General features: G+C 66.0%; 24 protein-coding genes. 8 read left to right on the top strand and 16 right to left on the bottom strand.

Annotated features, from left to right (window positions below; translation table 11 throughout):
• Positions 1-103: 103 nt before the first annotated feature.
• The 5 genes from KY501_RS13895 to KY501_RS13875 all read right to left on the bottom strand — a co-directional run bounded on the left by KY501_RS13895 (position 104) and on the right by KY501_RS13875 (position 3064).
• Positions 104-373: a DUF2381 family protein gene (locus KY501_RS13895; protein WP_373691598.1), complete on the bottom strand. Its 270-nt coding sequence runs from the start codon at positions 371-373 to the stop codon at positions 104-106.
• 210 nt (positions 374-583) lie between these two features.
• Positions 584-1177 carry a hypothetical protein gene (locus KY501_RS13890; RefSeq protein WP_224363390.1) on the bottom strand — a complete coding sequence of 198 codons (594 nt, stop codon included), beginning with the start codon at positions 1175-1177 and terminating at the stop codon, positions 584-586.
• A 53-nt stretch (positions 1178-1230) separates the two neighbouring features.
• Positions 1231-1530, bottom strand: coding sequence for a hypothetical protein (locus tag KY501_RS13885; protein WP_224363389.1), 300 nt, complete (start codon positions 1528-1530; stop codon positions 1231-1233).
• A gap of 190 nt (positions 1531-1720) precedes the next feature.
• The gene (locus KY501_RS13880; RefSeq protein ID WP_373691594.1) at positions 1721-2425 is read right to left on the bottom strand and encodes a DarT1-associated NADAR antitoxin family protein; all 705 of its coding nucleotides are present in this window, start codon (positions 2423-2425) and stop codon (positions 1721-1723) included.
• Between the two features lie 9 nt (positions 2426-2434).
• On the bottom strand, positions 2435-3064 hold the full coding sequence (locus tag KY501_RS13875) for a DarT ssDNA thymidine ADP-ribosyltransferase family protein (RefSeq protein ID WP_224363387.1): 630 nt from the start codon (positions 3062-3064) through the stop codon (positions 2435-2437).
• Positions 3065-3689: 625 nt separating this feature from the next.
• Here KY501_RS13875 and KY501_RS13865 point away from each other — a divergent pair.
• Positions 3690-4355, top strand: a complete 666-nt coding sequence (locus KY501_RS13865; protein WP_224363386.1) for a DUF4386 domain-containing protein — start codon at positions 3690-3692, stop codon at positions 4353-4355.
• On the opposite strand, the gene KY501_RS13860 is transcribed toward KY501_RS13865, so the two are convergent.
• The 5 genes from KY501_RS13860 to KY501_RS13840 all read right to left on the bottom strand — a co-directional run bounded on the left by KY501_RS13860 (position 4333) and on the right by KY501_RS13840 (position 8423).
• Positions 4333-4938 carry a Crp/Fnr family transcriptional regulator gene (locus KY501_RS13860; protein WP_224363385.1) on the bottom strand — a complete coding sequence of 202 codons (606 nt, stop codon included), beginning with the start codon at positions 4936-4938 and terminating at the stop codon, positions 4333-4335. The two genes, KY501_RS13865 and KY501_RS13860, sit on opposite strands and share 23 nt — an antisense overlap.
• A gap of 97 nt (positions 4939-5035) precedes the next feature.
• Positions 5036-5458: an ester cyclase gene (locus tag KY501_RS13855; protein WP_224363384.1), complete on the bottom strand. Its 423-nt coding sequence runs from the start codon at positions 5456-5458 to the stop codon at positions 5036-5038.
• 8 nt (positions 5459-5466) lie between these two features.
• Positions 5467-6195 carry a hypothetical protein gene (locus tag KY501_RS13850; protein WP_224363383.1) on the bottom strand — a complete coding sequence of 243 codons (729 nt, stop codon included), beginning with the start codon at positions 6193-6195 and terminating at the stop codon, positions 5467-5469.
• Complete coding sequence (locus KY501_RS13845) at positions 6192-6500, bottom strand: hypothetical protein (RefSeq protein ID WP_224363382.1); 309 nt, start codon at positions 6498-6500, stop codon at positions 6192-6194. The genes KY501_RS13850 and KY501_RS13845 overlap by 4 nt, the downstream gene beginning before the upstream one ends.
• Positions 6501-6515: 15 nt before the next feature.
• The gene (locus KY501_RS13840; RefSeq protein WP_224363381.1) at positions 6516-8423 is read right to left on the bottom strand and encodes a hypothetical protein; all 1908 of its coding nucleotides are present in this window, start codon (positions 8421-8423) and stop codon (positions 6516-6518) included.
• A gap of 186 nt (positions 8424-8609) precedes the next feature.
• Here KY501_RS13840 and KY501_RS13835 point away from each other — a divergent pair, with 186 nt between their 5' ends.
• The 3 genes from KY501_RS13835 to KY501_RS13825 all read left to right on the top strand — a co-directional run bounded on the left by KY501_RS13835 (position 8610) and on the right by KY501_RS13825 (position 10253).
• Complete coding sequence (locus KY501_RS13835) at positions 8610-8990, top strand: GerW family sporulation protein (RefSeq protein WP_224363380.1); 381 nt, start codon at positions 8610-8612, stop codon at positions 8988-8990.
• A gap of 78 nt (positions 8991-9068) precedes the next feature.
• A complete protein-coding gene (locus KY501_RS13830; RefSeq protein WP_224363379.1) occupies positions 9069-9542 on the top strand; it encodes a cyclic nucleotide-binding domain-containing protein in 474 nt (157 codons plus the stop codon).
• Between the two features lie 255 nt (positions 9543-9797).
• Entirely contained in the window at positions 9798-10253 is a 456-nt protein-coding gene (locus KY501_RS13825) for a hypothetical protein (protein WP_224363378.1), read from the top strand.
• Between the two features lie 7 nt (positions 10254-10260).
• Here the strand turns inward: KY501_RS13825 and KY501_RS13820 are convergent, their stop codons facing one another.
• Positions 10261-11028, bottom strand: coding sequence for a helix-turn-helix domain-containing protein (locus KY501_RS13820; protein WP_224363377.1), 768 nt, complete (start codon positions 11026-11028; stop codon positions 10261-10263).
• A 259-nt stretch (positions 11029-11287) separates the two neighbouring features.
• Positions 11288-12064: a hypothetical protein gene (locus tag KY501_RS13815; RefSeq protein ID WP_224363376.1), complete on the bottom strand. Its 777-nt coding sequence runs from the start codon at positions 12062-12064 to the stop codon at positions 11288-11290.
• Between the two features lie 91 nt (positions 12065-12155).
• Here KY501_RS13815 and KY501_RS13810 point away from each other — a divergent pair, with 91 nt between their 5' ends.
• A complete protein-coding gene (locus KY501_RS13810; RefSeq protein ID WP_224363375.1) occupies positions 12156-12941 on the top strand; it encodes a phosphodiester glycosidase family protein in 786 nt (261 codons plus the stop codon).
• A 16-nt stretch (positions 12942-12957) separates the two neighbouring features.
• Here KY501_RS13810 and KY501_RS53905 read toward each other — a convergent pair whose 3' ends face one another.
• Together KY501_RS53905 and KY501_RS13800 are read right to left on the bottom strand one after the other, a co-directional pair.
• On the bottom strand, positions 12958-16002 hold the full coding sequence (locus KY501_RS53905) for a protein kinase domain-containing protein (RefSeq protein ID WP_224363374.1): 3045 nt from the start codon (positions 16000-16002) through the stop codon (positions 12958-12960).
• A 170-nt stretch (positions 16003-16172) separates the two neighbouring features.
• Positions 16173-16958 (bottom strand): hypothetical protein, encoded by a 786-nt coding sequence (locus KY501_RS13800; RefSeq protein ID WP_224363407.1) that lies wholly within the window; start codon positions 16956-16958, stop codon positions 16173-16175.
• Positions 16959-17140: 182 nt separating this feature from the next.
• On the opposite strand from KY501_RS13800, the gene KY501_RS13795 reads away from it, so the two are divergent.
• Both KY501_RS13795 and KY501_RS13790 read left to right on the top strand, forming a co-directional pair.
• Positions 17141-18502, top strand: coding sequence for a S1C family serine protease (locus KY501_RS13795; protein ID WP_224363373.1), 1362 nt, complete (start codon positions 17141-17143; stop codon positions 18500-18502).
• Entirely contained in the window at positions 18490-19458 is a 969-nt protein-coding gene (locus tag KY501_RS13790) for an FHA domain-containing protein (RefSeq protein WP_224363372.1), read from the top strand. The genes KY501_RS13795 and KY501_RS13790 overlap by 13 nt, the downstream gene beginning before the upstream one ends.
• 24 nt (positions 19459-19482) lie before the next feature.
• On the opposite strand, the gene KY501_RS13785 is transcribed toward KY501_RS13790, so the two are convergent.
• Positions 19483-20382: an N-acetylmuramoyl-L-alanine amidase family protein gene (locus tag KY501_RS13785; protein WP_224363371.1), complete on the bottom strand. Its 900-nt coding sequence runs from the start codon at positions 20380-20382 to the stop codon at positions 19483-19485.
• Between the two features lie 235 nt (positions 20383-20617).
• Here KY501_RS13785 and KY501_RS13780 point away from each other — a divergent pair, with 235 nt between their 5' ends.
• Complete coding sequence (locus KY501_RS13780; RefSeq protein WP_224363370.1) at positions 20618-21349, top strand: biliverdin-producing heme oxygenase; 732 nt, start codon at positions 20618-20620, stop codon at positions 21347-21349.
• On the opposite strand, the gene KY501_RS13775 is transcribed toward KY501_RS13780, so the two are convergent.
• Positions 21350-22330 (bottom strand): aldo/keto reductase, encoded by a 981-nt coding sequence (locus KY501_RS13775; protein WP_224363369.1) that lies wholly within the window; start codon positions 22328-22330, stop codon positions 21350-21352.
• Positions 22331-22375: the final 45 nt, after the last annotated feature.

The raw sequence follows: 22375 nt of genomic DNA, 5'->3' as shown, positions 1-22375 counted from the left end.
CGGGCGCTCGGCTCAGGGCTCCACAGGCGAACTCCCGGGCGCTGGCGTCAGCTCCCCCTACCCACCACCGGCGGAACTCTGCAAGTCACCCGTTTCGAGCCGCTTACGCGTTTGGTGCTAGCGCTACCCGCAGGAGAAAGCGGTCCTCGGGCGCGATCTTCTGGAGCGGCACCAGCACTACCGACTTGCCACCCACCAACAAGGGTTCAAACCACCCTTCCCAGCCGAGCATTTTCGTCCGGACCGGATCAACGGCTTGCTCGAAGCGGAGGACGGTGGCAACACAACCGCCGACGTTCACTCGGGGGGCTTCGTCTCGTGGATCGTCGGAGAGGTAGAGGTTCCGTACGCGGGACTCGCCGTTTTGGCCCATGGCCACCGAGGACACGAGAACGGCAAGCAGGACAGACCGGCAGGGTAGGGAGTCGCGCATAGCTCACCTAACCTAGCAGGATGGGAGGCAGGCGCACAACCTCCGACGCTTGATCGTTGGCTGAACGAGGGACATGGCCGTTTAATGAACGGCGGCTCGCCCCCAAACTGCCATAGGGCCGGAGCAAAACGCTCCGGGTCCAAGAGCAAGTCACTTGACCGGAGTTGGCGACACCCCGCCGTCCCGACGAGAACCACCATCCGAAGTGCCGAGGCCATCATGCTGTGGATTCGGACGAGACGATTTGAAACCACCATCCAGCCATGCCCGAGACTCGCTCCAGGTCGACTCCAGAACGTCGGCAATGTCGGCATCCGCAGGGGCCATGTTCCTGCCGGCATCTCCTGTGTCGTCGCCAGCGTCTGGAGTCTCCGAACCTGGAGTCCAGTCCGGCTGGCCTGTGAACAAGCGTCGGAGGATTCGGCCATCCCTGCTGATCGCGTATTGCGCACCAGAGTCCAGCATCATGAGCTTGCCCGCGCAAAAAGCCGGATCTGCTTGGATGCGAATGAAGAAAGTATCTCCTTGGCGGATGACTCGGTAGCGCCAGGCATCGGGTCTGTTCCAGCACGATGGGTCCCGGGACTCCGCCGGTAGGAAATCGTTGAGTGCGGTCAAGAGCGACTGCAGCGTCGCGCCATCCACATCATATGACCCAGGCTGATTGACCCCATCGGCGGCCGGGCCGGAGAACTCCGGAAAGACAATGGACTCATCTTCCCCCTCCGACGGTAGGGGAGGCATGGGGCTCTTTACGCAGCTCAATGAGATGATGCCAACCAGAAGGCATGGAGTTCTCATGGAGCCCCCTTGCCCGAGCAGGGCGCCGCCGACGGTGTGATGCTCAGATCGAAGTTGTCATAATCACGCCAATCGAGGACATGGGCCTGCTCGCAGTCCAGAAGGCCTCGGTTGTGAGTCCATTTGAAGATCCGAGTGGTCTGGGCCGAGTAGATGTAGAAGCCATCGCAAGCGGGGGGACCGTCGTCGTGCGAGAAAAAGGCTACAATGGAGATTCTCAGCTTTCTTCCGTCTTGGGTTTCAGGGTCGAAGCCGTGTCGCGCTCCTTCGCGCTCGAGAAAGAGGATGTCGTCCACGGAGATGGGTGTGTCGTATGGGTGAGTGTGGAGGAGAAAGACGTATTTTATGTTATCTGATGGATACTCACGGTCCTCTACCTTCGAGGGAACGAGGCAGTTCACTAACCCCTCTAATCGACTGCTCTGTTTGCAACTCGTTCGGCTCTGCGCGAAGCGCATAAGCGCTGCGTATAACGCTGCCGGCAAATCAGAGCCGAAAGCCCTTCTGGATTGTCTCGTTTTGCCGAGCATTGCTGATGGCCGCCTTGCCGACTGTCCGCAGGAATGCCTCTTTGGAGGACATGGCTTCTTCCAGCAGGCCGCGCTTGAGTAGAGAGGTATACAACGCGACCGAGTACGCTTGGCAGTTGATCGAGCGCTCGGGGTTGAACTCAATGTCGGTGAAGGCCGAATAGTCTAAAAGTTGCTCGGTGATGCTGGGTTGCTTCTTCAATGCGTTGATGTAGAGCCAGTCATAGAACGCGGTCTGCGGCTCCAGTCCCCAATCAGTGCCGAAAAAGCGGAAGCCGATAAGTCGTCCCGACGAGCGCAGACGTTCATCCTTCTTGGCCTCGCGCGAGGTCATTTTGAAGATATCGACATAGGGGCCGCCGCGCTCGAAGACCTTGCTGCCTTGATAGGCGCACTCCACGCTAAAGGTGCGGTTGTACTTGACTGTGGTAAATGTCAGGTTGAACGCGCTAAGCGCCACCCCGAGTTCTTCGCGGGACTTGCTGGATACTTCCAGCACCTTGCTGATGCCCGGCAGCTTGCGTGCAGCAGCGTGCAGCGAATCGACAGATTTCTGCTTCTGTGATACTGCCATGCCGGGGAACCATTGGAACTCAACGTGCTTCGTCTTAACTAGCGCTGGCCCTTCTGTGGCTGGAATGAATAGGGGTCTTTCTGCCATCTCTTGATCCTAGCGCACATACGAGCGCGCGGCAAAGTACCCCTGACGCTCACGCTGCACGAGAATCTTCCGATTGCCAAGGCTGCCTTGATACGCATCCCGAGTTGCAGCGTTCTCGAAGGCAGCTCCGAAGATGAGACTTGGTTCAATTACGTCAAACACCAGTACCTCGGCTTGCTCGTCTGTCGGATCAGATGGCTTCAGCCTCTGCTCTTGTCGAGTCTTCAAGCCCTCGATCTCTTCGAACATGCCAGTAAAGGCAGCGGGGGTCTTCAGTTGATTTATCGGTTGGCAACTGATTCGCGCATCGGCGGCGTTATGACGGCAGAACGCGCAATCCTTCAGCCAAAGCACTGAAGGATCGACGGCGAGCACAACCCATTCGACCTCTTCGTTTGCGTGGCGGTACTTCCAGAACATGCGGTGGTTCGGAAAGGCGATGGACAGCGAGGTTCCATCGAGGTGCCCATCCAGCCGCAGTTCGTCATTAATCTGGGGCGTGACCCCAATCGTAGCAACTCGGCTTACAGGATAGAGGCCATGCTGCATGATCGAAGGCAGGTTGACTACGCGGGTAAAGTGCAGCAGGTACGGGACATTGATTGAATTCGCACGTGCCTGAATCGCCTGCCTTGACATACTGCCCCCTTCACTAGTGTTTTTGCTGTTGTGCTTACGATCTGCTGGAGACGATCTTCAAAAAGCGCGGCGTAGCGATCGCGGCCAGCGCGATCGTTTCCGCACCAGTCGCGAGGCCGTCGCGGCCCAGGTGCCCTTGCCCCCGTTGGCGTTGTAGCCCCCCGCGACGAGCACCTTGCCATCGGGCAGCAGCGTCCCCGTGTAGTTGTAGCGGGGCGGTGGCCATGGAGCCGGTGGGGCTCCAGCCGGAAGTCGCCAGGAGGGAATCCTGCTGGCGACCTGGCGTGGACGTGCCGGCGGACCAGGCCTGGGAGTCCTGGGGGCCCGAGGCGCTGGAGCTCAGCCATAGGAGGCAGAGCACCCACGGCCAGGGACGGAAAGAACGCAAGGCCGGGCGGACATTCTCATGAAGCATGTCGGGCTCTTTCGGGGAGGCGAGGCGCGGGCCCGCCTGAACATGTTTCCACCCGACATTCTAGCACGACCGCATGGACGACCCTCCCACAGTCCAGGCCCTACTTGGACTGCGGGGGGCTCGCATTTATTAACCCTTATCAATGCGGGCGAGGGCGCCCTTCTCTACTTTCGAGGCCACAACTTCGCTGAACGTTCTGGAACCCTCGCGATGAACACCACCCGTCTTCACTCCCGCTCCCTGGGCATTCTCTTTCTCCTTCCGTTCTTCGTTTATGGAATCGGCACCGCGCTCGTCACCTCCGTCCTGAAGGAGCCGGAGCACCTGGCTGCGATGGTCGGTCAGAGGGCGCCGTTCGTCGGGGGCACGCTGCTGCTCCTGTTGAACTCCATCACCGTCGTCGGGCTTGGCGTGCTGTTCTTTCCGATACTCCGCGAGCGGAGCCCGAGCATCGCCGTCGCGTACGTCTGCACGCGGGTGATGGAGGCGCTGCTCCTCCTCGTCGGGGTGGTGTTCCTTCTGTCCATCCTGCAGCTCGCAGAATCTGCGCAAGGGCAGACGACGTCGGAGCTGGTGCTCCTGTTCAAACTTCTCTCGAAGGGGAACTTCTGGGCCTACCAACTCGCGATGATCATCCTGGGAGCCGGCAGCGTGGCGTTCTGCCTGTCGCTGTACCAGTCCCGGCTTCTGCCCTCGTTCCTCCCGCTGGTGGGCGCGGTGGGCTACGGGCTTCTGGCGCTGGGGTCCGTGTTCGAGCTCTTCGGGCTGCCGTGGGGCATCCTCTTCTCCGGGCTTGGGGGCCTGTTCGAGCTGTTCCTCGGCGGCTGGCTCATCGCCAAGGGGTTCCGGACGGTCACGCCTTCCATCGCGGCGTAACCGGCTTGCCGCGCGTGGCGATGCGCTTTCGGATCCGGCTCAGCGACTCGGGCTTCACGCCGATGTAGCTGGCCAGCTGGTACTGGGGAATCCGCTGGAAGATCTCCGGCCGCGTCTTCGAGAGCTTGAGGTAGCGCTGCTCCGGGCCATCGGTGAGATAGGAGGCGAACCGCTCCTGCTGTTCCGCCAGGACCTTCTGCATCACCATCCGGGAGATGCTCTCGAAGCGCGGGAAGCGTCGATACAGGTCCTGCTCGCGTTGCTCGGTGCCCACCACCACCGTGGTGTCCTCCGCGCAGACCAGGAAGTGATCCGCCGGGGTCCCGTTCATCATGCTGTGAATCGAGAGGACCCAATCGTCCTCGGTGAAGAACCCGTTGCTGCGCTCTTCACCGTCGACGACGTAGTATTGGCGGACGCAGCCCTGGAGGACGAAGTAGGCCTCGGTGCAGACTTGGCCTGCCATGAGCAGGTGCGTGCCCTTCGGGCAGGTCTTCACCACCATGCTGTCCAGGATGGCTTGGGCTTCCTCGTCCGACAGAGGCGCGATCCGGCGGAAGTAGTCGACGAGCTTGCGTTTCATGAGGGCGCTGTGAGACCGGCGGGAGGCCCATCATCCCACGGGGCAGCCGCGGACCAAATCGGGTGGGTCACTCCTTCTGCCTCCAGGGCGGCCTGGTTCAGGACTGAAGGGCTCCAATCTGCTGGAGGAGCCGCATGCCATCGCCGAGCTGCCACGTCTCGACGATCTTGCCGTCAACGAAGCGGTAGATGTTGATGCCCTCCCAGCGCACGGGCTTTCCCGAGCCCGGCCTGCCGAGCAGTTCGCCGGTGTGGGTGCCATAGGCGACGTAGCGCGCGCACACCCGATCTCCCTCCGCGACGAGATCGAGCACGTCCATGCGCAGGTCCGGGATCCCGGTGAACAGCATGGCCACGTGCTCCTTGGTGCTCTCGGCCCCGGAGCGATCCGGGAACAATTGGCCGATGTCGTGCCGCTCGAAGTCCGGAGCGAGGAACTCGTGGACTCGAGAAGTGTTTCGCTCGTTGATCAACTCCTCGAAGAGCCTCGCGACAAGCGCCTTGTTCTGTGCCGGTGTCATGGCCCGCCTCAGGGAGCAGTCACCACGAGGTTGAAGGTCCTCTCGAGCGTTGGTGCGGAGCTTCCCGGCGGGAAGGCCTGCACCCGGAGGTTTACCTGCGTCACCCCCAGCGAGGGCAACAGCCGGGCTACCACCTGCCCCCGCGTATCCAACTCGGTCTGATCCGGCCAGAGTCCCACCTGGGCCGTGGCAGGCTCGGCACTCTCGATCGCGAACACCACCCGCGTTCCCTGCGTCGGCAGGCCGCCATTCGCCGCACGCACCGACACCTGCAACTGGGTCTCCTGTCCCGCCCGTGGCTGCAGCGGCGCGGGTACCAGCTCCAACGCCGTGAGCGGAGCCGCTTGCAACGGAATCTCAATGAACTGCCGCACCCCCACGAGCTCGGCGTCCACGCGGAGCGTGGTCAACGCCGTGCTCGTCACGATCGTCGGCCTGAAGCAGGGATCCGTCTTGATGGATGCCGAGACCGCCCGTGCCGTGGCGTCCAGCCCCTCCCAGCTCCCCGAGGACAGTGTGAGCGTCACCTGGGCATCGGCTCGCGGCGTGTCGACACTGTCCGGCACACAGGCCTCCACCGTGATGCGCGAGCGCCCATCCGCCACCTTCTCGCAACGCGAGCCCTCGGGACACGCCGAGAGCACGAGCACCTCCTCCGGAGGCACGAAGTCCAGATCCGCTCCGCAGCCCGCGATCATCCCCAGCGCCAGTACTCCCACCTGCCACGCGCCTCTCATGGAAGCACCTCGAAGCTGTGAGCATTTGGCTCGTAAAAGGTCCCCAGCGAGTCCCGAGCTGTGATCTTGAGGCACACCATGGAACTCGGCCCGGTCAGCGTCACGGTGAACATGACGAACGCTACTCCGCTCGTGTCCGCGACTCCCTTCACGGTCTCCGGCCCCCAGAGTGGCTGCTGGCCTTGGGTCTGGCAGAGGGTGACTTCCACCTCGCCTCCCTTGGACACCCCATCCACCTTGACGACAGCGGACTTCGTTTGCCCGGTGCGGATGGGATCGGAGAGAAAGATCTGCAGGGTCCCCATGGGGCGATCCTCGAATCAGAACTTCTTGGTGAGGATGTCGACGAGATCGGCATCCAGTGACGCTCCGGCGAACGGTGCCGCGTGCAGCGACTTGTGCGCGGAGGCAGGGTTCGGGTCATTCACATTGAAGAAGACGCTGCCTGCCACCAGCCGCGTGTACCCGCCAAACCTGTACCCCACGGCGATCAGCGGATAGCGGCCCAAGAAGGGAGCCTCGAGCGCCCGGCCCGCGCTCGTAGGCGCCGTGAGCGTGGTGCCAATCGTTATCGACACCCGCTGCCGGATCCGCTCCAGCGTCGTCCCCGTCAGCTCCCCGGGAGCGATCGTCCGGTCCACGGGCACGGAGTACACATTCAACCCCACATACGGCAGGACCCACGTATCGAACCCGGGGAACGCGAACACCGCGCCCAGATCCAACGAGGCGAAGTTCGCCTTGGAGGGAGTCTGCCCAATCCCGGCGATGGGGTTCATCACGGTCCGGGTGCCGCTCACCACGAGCGCCCTACGAACATCCTCCCGAGAGAATGCCTGGAGCACGAGATCTCTCACCGCTTTGATCTTCGTCGCCAGCCGCACCTGATAGTCGGCGGGGGCCTTCTGCGCGGCGTCCCGATTCTGCCGGGCGGCCCGAAGCTCCGTCAGCACGGTGATCCACTGGTTGCGCTCGGAACTCGCCGGGAGCAACTGGATCGTGCCAATCGTGGCATCGAGATCCGCGCCGGGCTCCTTCACGAACTGCGCCGTCGGCACGAAGGTGCGGCCGTTCCACGCCTCGAAGCCCGCGGGCTTGGGAAGCTGGCTGCTCGCCACCTGCTGTTGGAGCTGGGTGGTCGCCTGTGTCTTGTCCTGCGCCGCCGCCACTGTCCCGAATGCCGTGGCCCAGGCGCTCAGTGAGGCCGTCCACTCCGCGACATCATTCGAGCGTGCATCGAGCTGGGCCGCCGCGAACTCGATCTCCGCCTGCTTGCCCGGTGCAGCGAGCGTTCGAGCCTCGACGATCGTCCCCGAGGAGAGCCTCACCAGGGGTGAGCGCAGCGCCGGGAGCTGCAACGGGAGCTGTTGGAGCTGCGCCTCGGCGGCCAGCACCCGGCGCTGGGCATCCACCATGGCCAGCATCGAGGGCTCGCTGTTCAGCGCGTTCGTGAGTTCGAGGCATGGATTGGGCTGCGCGCCCTGCAGCGCCGCGAGGTAGCTGCGCTGAGCCAGTTGCGCGGCCTGGGTCACATTGAAGACATTGCCCTGGTACTTCTGCGCCTTCAGCGCGTTCACGAGTGCCGCCTGGAACGGGGCATCATCGCGCCCATCGCAGCCCGAGCGCTGATCGGTCGAGGCCATGAAGGCCGTCACGAGCTCCATCGTCGCTCCCACGGCCAGTGCCTGGGCCTGCGTGGAGGTCAGCGAGAAGCTGGGAGTCACCCGGAAGCAGAACTTCTGTCCCACCTGGAGCGCGGGGACCTGGGCCTCGAGGAACTTCCGGCCTCCTTCCTCCTTCAGCACCATGCCGAGCAGGTAGGTCTGCCTTCCGTTCTCCGTGGGCTGGGTGCACTTCGCGTCTCCCAGGCTGACGTTGCGCGCGGTGTGCACCTCCGCGTCCGCCGTGACGGAATCATCCCGGCTGGCATCCTCCGCCACGGGCCAGACCTCGAGCGATCCGACGCCTTGCTCCACGTCGCTGGAGGCCGGGTAGCGCAGCAGGAACTCCTGGCTGGCCGGCAGCTGCCGGTCGGTGAGCGAGCCCACGCTGCCCTGGGCCTCCGGGCCGGGAACCTCCGTGGGGGCCGAGTCCTGGGCCGGGTAGCGCGGGATGATCGTGACGACAGGGGGGCTCTGAGCCCAGCTCCTCGGCGCCAGCAGCATCAGGCCCAACGCTACCAGCCACGGAGTCCACGGCGGCGTGCGCGGACGCCTCTCCGGATTCATGAAGTTCCCCCCTCGTACAGGGTGCATGGCGTGAGGGCACCAGTATCCCGAGGCCCCCTGACAAATCCAAGCCGCCTGCCTGCCACAACGCGCATCCGTCTTGGGAAGTGCTCGGCTCCCTCCCACCTCATCCCCTGCACCCGAGTGCATACCTGAGCAGCGGAAGTTTCACGGGAGGAGAACGCCATGGATGTGAGCGAGCTGCTCGACAAGACCCGCGGTGACATCAACGCCAGGCATGTGTTCGGCGAACCCGTCCAGCAGGGCGATGCCATCATCATTCCCGCGGCCAAGGTGCGGGGTGGAGGTGGCGGAGGAGAGGGCAAGGGGCCTTCGGAACAGGGGAGCGGAGCCGGCAGCGGCTTTGGACTCTCGGCCCGGCCCGCGGGGGCCTTCGTCATCCGCGAGGGGCTCGTCCGCTGGAGGCCGGCCATTGACGTGAACCGCGTCATCCTCGGTGGACAGATCGTCATGGCCATCGGGCTGCTGGTGCTCGGCACGGTGATTCGAGCGCGGCAGGGCCTGCCGGGGCTTCGCCGACCGGTCCGGAGGCTCTTCCGGCGCTGAGGAGGCTCCATCCAGGCGTTGCCCGGCCTGCGGCTTTGCCTCTAGCGTCTGGGGCTCGACACATGCCGGGAGGGGCGCGTGGCACAGAGCAACGACAACGAGCGTACGGAACTGGCGGTCAACCCGCTCTACATGATGGAGGGCATGGATGCGCTCAAGGCATCCGCCCTGTTTGGCCTGCTGAACGGCACCGAGCTCAAGAAGCTGTTCCAGGCCAGCGAGCGACGGCCCTTTCAAGACGGGGAGCAACTGCTCAAGAGCGGTGAGCCCCTCGATGCGCTCTGGGTCGTCGTCACCGGCCGCGTGGAGGTGGCCCACGACGGCCGAGGCAGCATCGAACAGGGCCCCAACACCTTCTTCGGAAACCGGGCGCTGGCGGGCACCGTCCCTTCCCGCATGTCCTGTCGGGCCGTCTCCGAGGGCGAGGCCCTACGCTTCAGCCGAGCGTCCCTCGTGAAGCTCGCGCGCGAACAGCCCAACCTGGGCGTGAAGATCCTCTGGGCCCTGCTGGAGAACGCCTACAAGACCCAGGACGCTGACGCGGAAGACTGAGCCCGCTCGCCCTGCGGGGCACCTTCCGTGTGCGATCCGTGACGGGAATGTTCATCGAGCACGGGCGCCCCTGTCCGCATCAGCAGACGTGCATCCGCGCCAATCAACAACTCCTCCGCTGCTCCCGGCCAGGTCTCCGCTGACTCGGAGGAAAACGCAGGCGGGCCTCGGTGGGCACTCGCTCTCCATCGAGAGCTGCCCTATCTCCATGGCGTTCCTTCACGCCCCGGGAAGCCGGGAGGAGAGACCCGTAACATGATGACCGCGAACGCCATGCCGATGCCCATGCCGATGCCCCAGCAGTCCATGCCGATGATGGGCATGAACCCCATGATGGGCGGGATGATGGGCATGAACCCCATGATGATGGGCGGGATGATGCCCATGAACCCCATGATGATGGGCGGGATGATGGGCATGAACCCCATGATGGGTCAGGGCATGGGCATGCCGACGATGATGCCGATGGGCATGGGCATGGGCATGCCGATGATGATGCCCATGATGATGCGTCAGATGGCGCCGATGATGTGCCGGATGACCTGTGAGATGACCAAGGACGGCATGATGTGCAAGATGATGCCGATGGACGGTCAGGACATGGCGATGATGAAGGAGTGCTGTGACGCCATGAACTCCATGATGGCCATGGGCGCGCCGATGATGATGATGTGCAACGGCATGCCCATGATGATGTGCATGAGCAAGTAGTTCCGGCTCAGCCCACCTCTTCGGCGTACGTCATCACCAGGTACATGATGGCGTCCTCGGGCCCCACGGTGCGGTAGACGTGGGGCTTGTCCGCTTCGAAGAGGATGGCGTCACCGGTGGTCAGCAGGTGGCGCTCGGTGCCCACCTCCAGTTCCACCGTGCCGCGCGTCACCACGATGTTCTCCAGCGTGCCCGGCGGGTGAGGCTCGGCCCGCTCCTCGCTGTGCCCCTTGAGCTGCAATTCGTAGAACTCCACCCGCCGCGGCTCGTCGAACGGGAAGAGCGCCCGAGACACGAAGCGCCCGTCGTGCGAGGTGAGCCGCTTGGCCTGGGACGAACGCATCAGCCGCGTCCCGGCGCCTCCCGTGGTGGTGATCAGCGCAGAGAACGGCAGATCCAACGCCCGGGCGATCTTCCACAGCACGTTGATGGTCGGAGCGCTCTGGCCCAGCTCGATCTGGCCCAGCATCGCCCGGCTCACGCCCGAGGCCTTGGCCATCCGCTCGAGCGACAGGCCTCTCTGCACACGGAGCTTCCGCAGGTTCCGGCCCACGACAGGGGCCAGATCCTGATCGGCATCCGGGTGAGCAACCTCATACGTCCAAGCCTCTTCGCCCTGGGCAGGAGAGGCAGCGGGGGATGGGACGTCAGAGGGCTCGGGAGCCGTTGGCTCGGAAGGCGTGTGCAGAGCGACCTTGGGGACGGACTCCACTGCCTTGCGGCGCGGAGCGTCCCCTCGACCCTTGCGTCCGGTGTTCTCCCGTACGGACTTCATGCGGGCCAGACCATGACCCACACCCAGACCGGGAGCCAAGGCCGAATCGGGGCAGGGCGCGCCATCTGACACTGCTCGGCCTCACGCCTCTTGCGGAAGTCTTGCAGGTCAATGACGGCGGCGCTCATGGGTGACATCCTCTTCGTTATCGGACAATCGTCCGTGAAAGCGGATGGTCTATATATCCGTTATAGCGGATGCACTGTCAAGGGCTCCCGGGCCAGCAGGCGCCACTTTCCCTACCTGGGCCTGTTCGGGCTCAGCCGAAGGAGGAGAAACCGCCGCCCGAGGCCGGGCCCGCCAGCGGCTTGTAGGGGAAGTAGAGGTTGCGCACGAAGCGGGTGAAGAGGTGCTCCTCGTTCCAGCGCTGGCGCGCCATGCCGTACACGCCGGGGGCGCGCAGATCATGGGCGGTGACGGTGGAGATGAACTCCCGCTCGCTGTAGAGGGCGAACACCTCGTCCACCATGGCGCGGCTGCGATAGGTGCGCAGCATGGTGCGGTAGACGAGATCGTTCTCCTCCTGGGTGAAGGCCAGGCCCTGGATGGCGTGCGCCATCTCGTGGAAGACCAGGTGCGGCTCCGAGTCCAACTTGTCCTGGCGCAGGGCGATGCGGGCCCGCTCCCAGTCCGGGTGATCCCAGAACAGCCCCGCGGCTCGAGGCGACACGGAGCGGGGGTAGCCGTACTTCGCCAGGGGTTGGCCCGGAGGGATGAGATCGATCGTCACCGGCCGGGATGCCTCCATCCGCCCGATGAGCTGCAGGTTGCCCGAGAGCTGCCGGACGATGTCCGCCTCCACGCGCTGGAGGTGCTCGGGCGATGCGCCGTGGGGCACCAGCGTCACCTGGGCCTTGAAGTACGAGCGGGCGCGTGTGGCTCCGTCGGCGGGAGGCTTGCCTCCTCGAGACTCGAAGGCATCTCCGCCAGCCAGCAGGGTGAACGCGGACAGCGGCAATCGCCGTCCGTGCTCCGCTGCCAGAGGGGTGATCTCCGGCGTCGAGCCATCCACCGTCTCATAGTTGGGAAGCGACATTCGCAATCTCCATCGGCGAGCGAAAAGTCTGCCTCACCGAGGATTCCAATCAAGATGGCATCGTCGCGCTCATGGATGCTGGGAGGTTCGTGTGAGAGTCCTGGGAATCGTCGTGTGGGCCTTGGCGCTGGGGGCCGTGCCTTCTTTGGCCGGAGAGGCCAAACCACCCGCCACTTCGAAGGAGGCACAGGCTTCGCCCATCGAGGCGCGGACCGTCCGCTTCCAGGATGAAAGCTTCCACGTGGTGACCGTGGATCTGAAGAGAGCCTCCGTGCGGCTCATCCGGCAGGATGAGCAGGGCCATGCGCTGGAGACTTTTGAGGCGCTGGAGAAGTGGCTGAGCAAGCAGGGAGAGAGCCTCCTGGCCGCCACCAACGCCGGCATCTTCGAGCCGGGACTGGTGCCCACGGGGGTGTTCGTCCAGGACGGCCGGGAACTGGCGCCGATCAACCCGAAGACAGGTCAGGGCAACTTCTTCTGGAAGCCGAATGGCGTCTTCCTGCTCGGCTCGGAGGGCGCGCGGATCGTCGACGCTTCGCAATACCGCGGCGACAGCAAGCCGCGACAGGCGACCCAGTCTGGTCCGCTCCTGCTCCTGGCGGGGCAGATGCATCCGGGCTTCAAGGACTCCAAGGGCACTGCCACCCGCAGCGGAGTCGGCGTGGAGAACCCCCAGCGCATCCACATCGTCCTGTCGGCCGCGCCGGTGCGGCTGGAGACGTTCGCCGAGCTCTTTCGAACCCAGCTCGGCTGCTCGGACGCGCTGTACCTGGATGGCAACATCTCGCGGCTGTATCCGCCCGCGCTCCAAGGCGGGAGGGCGGACACCGCTGGCTCGTTCAGCGGCTTCCTCGTGGTCACGCCCCTGCGCAAGTAGCGCACCGCGAGCGGGGCTACACCCGCTGCGCAGGCGGACGGTGGGAGATGGCGCGGCGCAGCTTGGCCATCAGCACCTCGATGTTCACGGGACGGACCAGTACGTCATCAGCTCCCGCGTCGAGGCCCGCGGTCACCACGGCGTGATCCTCTCGGCCCACGATGAGGAAGATCGGGAAGCGGGCGGTTGCGGGGGCAGCTCGAAGGTTCTCGATGAAGGCGAAGACGTCACCCTCGGGCAGAGGCGACTCCAGGATGGCGGCCTGTGCACCTGCCAGGGCTCGCTCTACCTCGGGCAGCGTGCGGGCCCGTTGCATGACCAGACCTTCGGCCATGAGGCGCAGTTGCAACGTCATCGCCGTGGGCGTGTCGCTCTCGGCCACCACGATGCGCGGCGCCGAGCCACTGCCGGCCATGCCGATTCCGAGCTCCAGGGCCAGGGCCTCCAGGGCCGCGGGGGTGAGCCGCGGGCTGTTTCGCAGGCTGGACAGGGCCTCGGCCGCCTCCTTGGGAGTCGGCTGGGCGCTCTGGGTCTGGAGCACGAAGGCCACAGCGCTGAGGACCGCCAGTGCCGCGCGCCCGGCGGGAGGCCCCCGGTGGGCTCCTTCGGTCAGCACCGCGCCGAGGGTCTCGGAGACCTCAGGCAGCTCGTTGCCCACCAGGGTTCGCGCATGCTCCAGGGAGGGCAGGACGAAGTGCGAGGGCTCCTCCAACCGTGCCGCCAGCAGGAGCGCCGCGGCAACCGTGCCCGCCAGGAGTTCCTCGACGCTGCTCGCGCCGAGTCGAGCCGCGCACCGGCGCGTCAACTTCACCAGCAGGGGTGCCAGCCCGCCGCTGCCTCCGAGCATGGCCAGGGAGCTCTCCAGCAGCCGGGCCTGCGTGGCCAGTAGCCGCTCGAGCGGACCGCCTTCTCCCAGCAGTGCGGCACTGAAGGAGGGCAGCAGGCGCACCGCCACGTCGGGGTGGGATGCCCGCAGGCGCTCCGCCACGGCACCGGGCTCCTCGATGGCACTCTCCAGCACCAGGGCCAGATCGTAACCTCCCAGGGACAGCGCCTTCTCCGCGGAGGCAGCCGGGCTCGTGGCCGCCGCGATCCCTTGCTGGAGCAGCAACTGCACCGCGGTCTCGGACGCGTCCGATGCGTCGGATACCACCAGCACCATGCGAGCCCGCGGCATGTTGGCGGCTGAGGCCATGCGCGCCGGAGGGATGGGCGCTGGAGTGGGGGGGGCCACGGGCTGCGCGGCCGGCGCGGGCGTGGGCGTTGGAGCGGGAGAGGAGGGCGGCGAAGCTTCGACGTTCCCTTGAGCCTGCGCCTCGAGTGCCTCGCCATCGATGTAGTAGGCGCCACGGCCGGTGAAGCGCTCCACGAAGTTGAGCACGCGCTCGCGGCTCATGGTCGTGTCCCCGTTGCCGACATCTCCGAGGAAGACTTCTTCGTCCTTGCTCCCGTAGAAGCGCCGGATGGCCCGGCGGATGGCGGACTCCGTGGCGAACAGCCCGTGCACCGTGACGGCGCCGGCGGCGAACTTCACCGCATCCAGCACCTTGAGGTCGCGCGGCTCCAGCATGGCGCAGTACAGCTCCCTCCCGCGCTGGACCACGGGGACCGTGCAGAGCTTCTCGCACTGCTCCATGGGCATCAGCTTGATGAGATCCTCCGGGATGGCCATCGTCTGGAGCCGCTCGTCACTGATGTGGGGCAGCCCGGACTGCTCGGAGAGGGCGCGGACCAGCTCCTCGCCGTCCAGCAGTTTCTCCCCGATGAGGATCTGCCCCAGCTTGCCGCCCTTGCGCCGTTGGATGACGAGCGCCTGATCCAGCCATTCCTGGGGCAGCGAGCCACGCGCGACGAGGATGTCTCCGATGCGCTTGCGGCCCGGGCGTGGGACAGGCTTCCCCTGGGGAACTGGCTGCGCATCCTGGGGAGGCAGGACCCGCGTCGGTGGCTCGGGAGCCACACGCTCCTGGGGAGGGGGATACGGGTTGCGCGCTGGCAGTGGGGGCAGCGTCTGGGGGCGGAGCACCGGAGGATTGCCCACGCCCGGCTGTCTCCGAGGCTCGGGCCGCAGGACGGGCGGCGGCGCGCCGCGCGGCGTGTCCCGGCCATCCAGGTGGATCTCCTCTCCCCGTACCCCGACGAGATCCTCCAGCGGCGAGCGCCGCTCGGGAAAGGCTCGGGAGAAGAGGGCGGCGATGTCTCCGGGGCCCACGCGGAGCCGGTGATCGAAGAGGAAGTTCTGGAGGGCCTCGGAGAACTCGCGAGCGGTGCGGAAGCGCCCCGAGGGCGAGGCGGCCAGGGCGCGCTGGAGGATGGCCCACAGGGGCGCGGGCACTCCGGGGAGCGGCTCGAGGGCGCGCTCGTTGAAGGAGCCCAGCCGCTGGACGATCTGCAGGTGGGTGCCCTCGAGCAGCTGCTTGCCGGCGATCAGCTCATAGAGCAGCAGGCCCAGCAGGAAGATGTCGCTGCGCTGATCCACCGGCTTGGAGAGCACCTGCTCGGGGGCCAGATAGTTGATCTTCCCCTTGAGGACGCCGGCCTCCGTCTCGATGTGCCCGTCGGCCACCTTGGCGATGCCGAAGTCGGCGAGCTTCACCTCGCCGTTGATGCCGATCATCACGTTGGACGGGTTGACGTCGCGGTGGACGATGTTGAGCGGCGCGCCCGAGGCGTCCGTGCGGGAGTGCGCGTAGGCCAGGGCATCGGCCACCTGCTGGGTGATGAAGCAGACCTCGCGCAGGCCCAGCGACACCTTGCGGGTGCGAGAGGCTCGCATGAGCGCGCGGAGGTTCTCGCCCTCCACGAACTCCATGACCATGTAGTACTGGCCGCCGACGGTTCCCAGGTCCAGCACCTGCACGACATTGGCGTGCTGGAGCAGCATGGAGACCTTGGCTTCACGCAGGAACAGCTCGTTGAAGGCGGCGTCCTGGACGTAGCTCGGGAGGATGCGCTTGACGGCGACCGGCTTCTCGAATCCCTCGGCACCCACCACCTTGCCGAGGAACACCTCGGCCATGCCTCCGGCGGCGAGTTTCTGGACGATCCGGTAAGTCCCCACGTCACTCTCTCGATCGGGATGGGTCTTGGGCGAGGGCCCAGTCTCGACTACCTAGCACCATCCTATGGGAGCATGGCTAGGGGAGGCCACCGTTCGAGCGAGGGCGAGCGGTGGGCTTCCTCCCGCTTGACGCGTCGAGCCGGGTACGCCCCGGATGTTCTTTTCCGGACTCAGAGGGGTTTGAGCGAGCCGCCCGACCAGCCCAGCACGCCCAGGAGCCGGAGGGACTTGCGGCCTCGGCTCATGTTGCCTACGCGCTCTTGGGCCAGCACGACGACCGTCGAGCCCGAGGGCGACAGCCACACCCGATCCAGCCCCGTCCTCATGTACCCGGCCATGGCCGTCTCGTATTCATAGGAGGACTTCCGGCTGAGCACCTTCTGCCTCGAGGTACCTTTGCGGACGTAGACCTGCTGCTCCAGGGTGCCGCGCTGCTTGCCGGCCTGCGGGTCCGAGGGTTGGGGGGTGGAGCGCTCCTCGTACTCGATGCTGTAGGGGGCCTGCGTGCCCTCGTTCACCGTGATGCTCGAGGTGTTGATCTCGGCGACGATCTCCTTGCCGGGATTGTCCAGCTGGATGCCGAGGGAGCTCAGCCGTTTCTTCGCGGCCGCGAGCCGTTGTTGGACCTCGTCCACCGGCGTGCAGGGCTCCAGATCGAGGATGGGGAGGGTGGCGAGCAGCCGGCTCCGCTCATAGACGAGCCACACGAGAGCGCCCTGGAAGTCGTTGCCCTCGTGGTTGACGTAACCCTCGCAGTACACCGGCGTGCTGAGGACCGGGCGTGGAATGAAGGGCACGCGCAGATAGAGCCGCAGGACGAAGCGCTTGCCGTCGGCGGACCAGCCCAGGATCTGGGCTTCGTGATCGTCCGTCCCTTTCTCGAGGGGATCCGGAGTGGCCGCGTAGAGCGGCAGGGCGAGCAGGAGGGCACAGAGGCCCAGGGCATGAGGGAGCATTTTCACGGGAGGCAGTCTCCAGTTGGTTCGGGCATTCAAGCCCAGGAGAGAACGCCGATCACGAAAGAGACGCAAGGAGTTGTCAGTCCAGGCTCCGCGAGAGTGACCTGGGAGGTTGCATTCGAGCGGATGGCCTCAAGTCCGTCCCCGGAAGGCCGCGCCTCCGCTACTGTGGGGAGGACATGGTTGCTCTCCTCGTCCTCGCTGTCCTCGCGCAGGCTCCGGTGCCCGCGCAGCCCCCCGCATCCGCGCCTCCCCCAGGGCCAGAACAGACGGATGCGCCCTCGCCGGACGCGGATGACCCGGAAGCCGTGCCGCAGCTGCCGATCGCCACCCTGCCGCCCGCCACGCACGAGCTGTTCGAGCGCATCAAGCGCCGCGTGGCCCAGGTCCGCATCATCGAGCGCCGCTCGGGCACCAAGTCCTCCATCGGCTCGGCGTTCTTCGTGAGCGCCGACGGGCACGCGATCACCAACTACCACGTCGTCTCGGATCTGGTGGTCCATCCGGAGGACTACACCGCCGAGCTCGTTCGGGACGGGCAGGAGCCCGTGTCGGTGAAGCTGCTCGATGTGGACGTGGTGGATGATCTGGCCGTCATCCGGCTGGACCAGAAGGTGGCGGACTTCTTCCAACTGTTGGAGAAGCCACCGCCGCAGGGGGCGCGCCTGTTTGCCATGGGCAACCCGCGCGATCTGGGTACCACCATCGTCGAGGGCACCTACAACGGGCTGGTCCAGGACGCGCTCTATGATCGGGTGCACTTCACCGGCTCGATCAACCCGGGCATGAGCGGAGGCCCCACGCTCACCGGAGAGGGCCGGGTGGTGGGCGTCAACGTGGCCACCATGGGCAATCAGGTGGGCTTCCTCGTTCCGGTGGAGCACGCCCGGGCGCTGCTGCTGCGGGCGATGGCGGCGAAGCCGGAGGACTCGGAGCCCGCCGCGCTGATGGCCTCCGTGCGCATGCAGCTGCTCGAACACCAGCAGCACATCACCGAACGCCTGCTGGCCACGCCCCTGCCGCAGCAAGCGCTGGGGCCCTACCGGGTACCGGGGCGGTGGCTGCCGTTCCTCAAATGCTGGGGAGACACGCCGCACGATCCAGAGGCGCAATACACGGTGACGAACTACCAGTGCTCGTCGGAGGAGGATCTGTTCCTCTCCTCGGAGCACCGCACGGGCGCGGTGTCGTACAGCCACCAGCACCTGTCCTCGACGAAGCTGGGGACGCTGCGCTTCTCGGCGCTGTACAGCGCCTTCTTCGCGGGAGATCCCTCGGTAGTGGAGGCCACCCGCGAGGACGTGACGAACTTCCGGTGTCACTCGGAGTTCGTGAACTCGGGAGGGCTCACGCTGCGCGCCGCGCTGTGCCTGCGGGCCTACAAGAAGTTCCCGGGGTTGTACGATCTGGTGCTCCGCGCCGCGGCGCTGCCCATGGGCAACCAGGGCGTGGACACGAGCCTCACCCTGGCGGGCTTCTCACCGGAGAACGCGCAGAAGTTGGCCCGCCACTATCTGGAGGCGCTGTCGTGGACGAAGTGATCTTCCTGGAGGTGTTGGAGGGGGACGCCGTTCACGTTCGACACCGGTTGGAGCACTTCCCCATCACCGTGGGGCGTGGCTACACCAACGACGTGATCCTGGATGATCCCAAGGTATCCCCGGTGCACCTGCGCATCGAGCGGACCGAGGACGGCGGGGTGGTGGTGCGCGATCTGGGCAGCCTCAATGGCTCCTTCCGGATGGAGCCGTGGGCGCGGCTGGCCGAGATGGTGCTCACCCAGGATGCTCGGGTGATGGTGGGGGACACGGTGCTGCGCTTCCGAGGGCGCGGCTACGCGGTACCGGAGGCGTTGGCGGCCGAGGCTCCGGTCGGGCCCCGGCAGCGGCTCTTCGAGCGTCCGCAGACCTTCCTGGCCGCGCTGGGGGCGGCGATGCTGGCCTCGCTGATCTCCAGCTACCTGACGAGCTACGACAAGACGGACTGGGGCGAGCTGCTGTTCTCGATGCTGCTGCCCACGGCGCTCGCGTTGGTGTGGGCGGGCGTCTGGTCCATCGCGAGCCGAATCGCGCGCCGGCAGTTCCACTTCCGCGCCCACGGGGCCATTGGGAGCCTGGTGATGCTGGGGTTCATGTGCATCCCAGGCTTCATGATGATCCTGAGCTTCACGCTCGGGTGGGAGGCGACGCACCAGTTGTTGGGGCTGACCCTCTACCTGGCGCTGGTCGGGTGGGGCTTGTTCTGGCACCTGCGCTACGTGACGCGCTGGGCTTCGCGGAGGCTGGGAGTCATGGTCAGCGCGATCGTCCTGGGTTTCGCCACGCTCATCCAGGCGCAAGAGCTGTTGGGCAACGAGGACTTCAGCACGTCACTGGAGTTCCCTCGCTCGCTGCTGCCTGCCTCCTTCCGGTTGGTGCCGGCCTCCTCCGTGGACGAGTTCTTCCAGGAGTCGGGAGAGCTCCAGAAGCAGGTGGATGAGCTCGCGAAGGACAAGTGAACCGGGAGCAGGGGGCGTGACGGACTACTGCTGATCGGCGACCCCCGTGGTGGCTACGGGTAGGGCAGGGGAGGCAGGGCTGGAGAGCGCATCGACCAGGCCTCGAGCCACTGCTGCGGCGAAGGCCTCGAGCGTCCGGTTCTCCTTCCAGCGGGCGGCCTCCTCGAAGTCGAGCGCATGGTGCGTCTCGATGATGACCGAGGGGATGCGCGGACGGCGCAGCATCATGATGCGATAGCGGGGCTCGTGCCGGTCCACAAAGACGCCTGGGTGCTCGGGGTCTCCGTCGTACAGGTTCACGTAGTCCACGCCGTCGTAGGGCAGGAAGCCTGCTCCGCCGAGCTGCCGGGCCAGCGCTCGGGCCAGCGCCATGCGTTGCGTCTTCAGGGGCTCGGCGGTGTCGTCCGCCCAGAGCACGCCGAAGCCTGGCGTCGAGTCCTGGCGGAGACACTGCTTGCCCGGAGCGCCCTCCCACCAACTCGGCGAGCCTCGCGCATCCGAGTGGATGCTCACGAACGCGTCCGCCTTCCAGCCCTCCGCTTCCGAGATACGTTTGCGATAGGCGACGTTCTGCCCGGCCTTGTGGCTGAGTCGGACCAGGAAGTGCCCCGTCGCCTCCAGCCGCCGGGCCAGGTCCTCGGCGGCCCGGAGCGTGAAGTCCGCCTCCTCCTCACAGGTGACGGACGAGTTGCCTCGGTTGCCGCGGTAGCCGTGGCCTGCGTCCAGGTAGATGCGTTGCTTCCGGAAGCCCTTGGGCACGTTCAAGGGCAGCACCTTCAGTGGAGCACCCGGCGCGGGCCAGGAGGGGAGGGCCGTGGGAGGCGCATCCCCAGAGGGGGCGTTCGAGGCTGTCTGTGCGTGAGCGGCCTGCACACCTCCCACGAGCCCGAGCCCGACCAGCAGCAGCGTGAAGACTCTCGACATGGCGATTCCGACGCCCGGGCGAACCGAGGCGTTCCCGCATTCTCACATTCCGGGCCCCGCCCACGAAGGGGGGCAGGGAGCGGAGCCCCCCTCGGCGGCGCAAGGAGAGCCAGCTGGTATGCCTGTCGTACCAGTTGGCTGGTCCCTCGCCACCAGGGGCTTGACGCTTGGGGCCCATCACGGGCATTATGATTTTGATTTTGAGAATCGTTATCAATTCACCAGGGAGGTCATCATGCCTGCCGCTGCCGTGTTGAGCTTCGAATCGTCCCAGGTCCGCATCCCGCTGTCGGTGCGGCTGGAGGAGGGGACGGCGGCGACGCGCCGGGAGACGGAGCAGACGCCCTTTCTGCGGAGTCTTTTCCGAGGGACGTGGGGGACCAGCGTGTACGGGCAGTTGGTGCGAGGGCGCCACTACGTCACGTATCTGCAGTGCCTCCTGGATGTGTACGGGACGCTGGAGGTGGCGCTGGAGTCCCTCTGCACGCACCCGGTGGTGGGGGGCTTCCTCTTGCCGGAGCTCTGGCGCTCCCAGTCGCTGGAGGCGGATCTGCGTTGCTTCCTGGGCCCCGCGTGGCCCGAGGCGCCACGGCCCACCCACCTCACGAGCCTGCATGTGGAGCGGATTCGCCAGCTCTCCCTGGTGGCTCCGCACCTGCTCGTGGCGCATGCCTACGTGCGCTACACCCGGGACATCCTGGCCGGCCCGGTCCTGAAGGAGCAGGTAGCCCGAGCCTTCGATCTGGGCGACGAGGACGGAACGGCCTTCTACCAGGCCACGAGCGCCGAATCGTTGGAGCCGCTGCGCCACCGGGTGAACCGCTACCTGGACAGCCTCCCGCTCTCCCAGGAGGAGATGCGGGAGGTGGTGCAGGAGGCGCGGCTCGCCTTCCGGCTCGACACCCTGCTCTCGGACGCGCTGGCGCGAGAGTCGCTCGGAGTGGGTGTCTCTCGCGTGGAGCCCTGACTACACCCCACGCACTGCGTGGGGCTTGTAGGGGGCCTCGAGCGCCTGAATCTCTTCCTTGGAGAGCTTGACGTCCACCGCCTTGATGGCGGCCTCCAGGTGGTCCAGCTTCGTCGCGCCGATGATCGGAGCCGTCACCACAGGCTTGGCCAGCATCCACGCCAGGGCCACCTCCGCCATCGAGTTCCCGCGCGCGGTGGCCACCTTCTTCACTGCCTCCACGACATCCCAGTCACTCGGCTGATCGTAGAGCTTCACCGCGTACTCATCCGTGCCCGCGCGCGTGGTGGAGGCCCGATCCTCGGAGGACTTGCGCGAGCCCGTCAGGATCCCGCGCGCCAGCGGGGACCAGGGGATCACGCCGATGCCCTCCGCCTCGCACAGCGGCAGCATCTCGCGCTCCTCTTCGCGGTACACCAGGTTGTAGTGCGGCTGCATGGAGACGAACCGCGCCCAGCCGTTCCGCTCGGACAGGCTCAGCATCCGTGCGAACTGCCACGCATACATGGAGCTGGCGCCCAGGTAGAGGACCTTTCCCTGCCGTACGAGTTGGTTCAGCGCCTCCAGGATCTCCTCCATGGGCGTGCCCAGATCCAGCCGGTGGATCTGGTACAGATCGATCCGCTCCACGCCCAGCCGCTTCAGGCTCGCCTCGCAGCCCTGGATGATGTGCTTGCGTGACAGGCCCTTCATGTTCGGCCCGTCACCCATGGGGTTGAAGACCTTGGTGGCCAGCACCACCTCTTCCATCCGCGCGTAGCGCTTCAGCGCCCGGCCCGTGACTTCCTCGCTCGCGCCCACCGAGTACATGTCCGCGGTGTCGAAAAAGTTGATGCCGCGCTCCACCGCCGTGCGGAAGAAGGGCTGGGCGGCCTCCTCATCCAGCACCCACGGGCGCCACTTGCTGGTGCCGTAGCTCATGCACCCCAGACAGATGCGGGACACCTTCACTCCGGTCCGGCCCAAGTTGACGTACTTCATCGTGTGGCTCCTCCCTTTCAAAAGAGAACGGGCGGGCTCCCCGGA

The sequence above is a fragment of the Hyalangium versicolor genome (genome assembly GCF_020103695.1).
Classification (GTDB): domain Bacteria; phylum Myxococcota; class Myxococcia; order Myxococcales; family Myxococcaceae; genus Hyalangium; species Hyalangium versicolor.
Note: the sequence above shows the minus strand (reverse complement) of the source record. Positions and strands in the feature narration are given on the sequence as shown.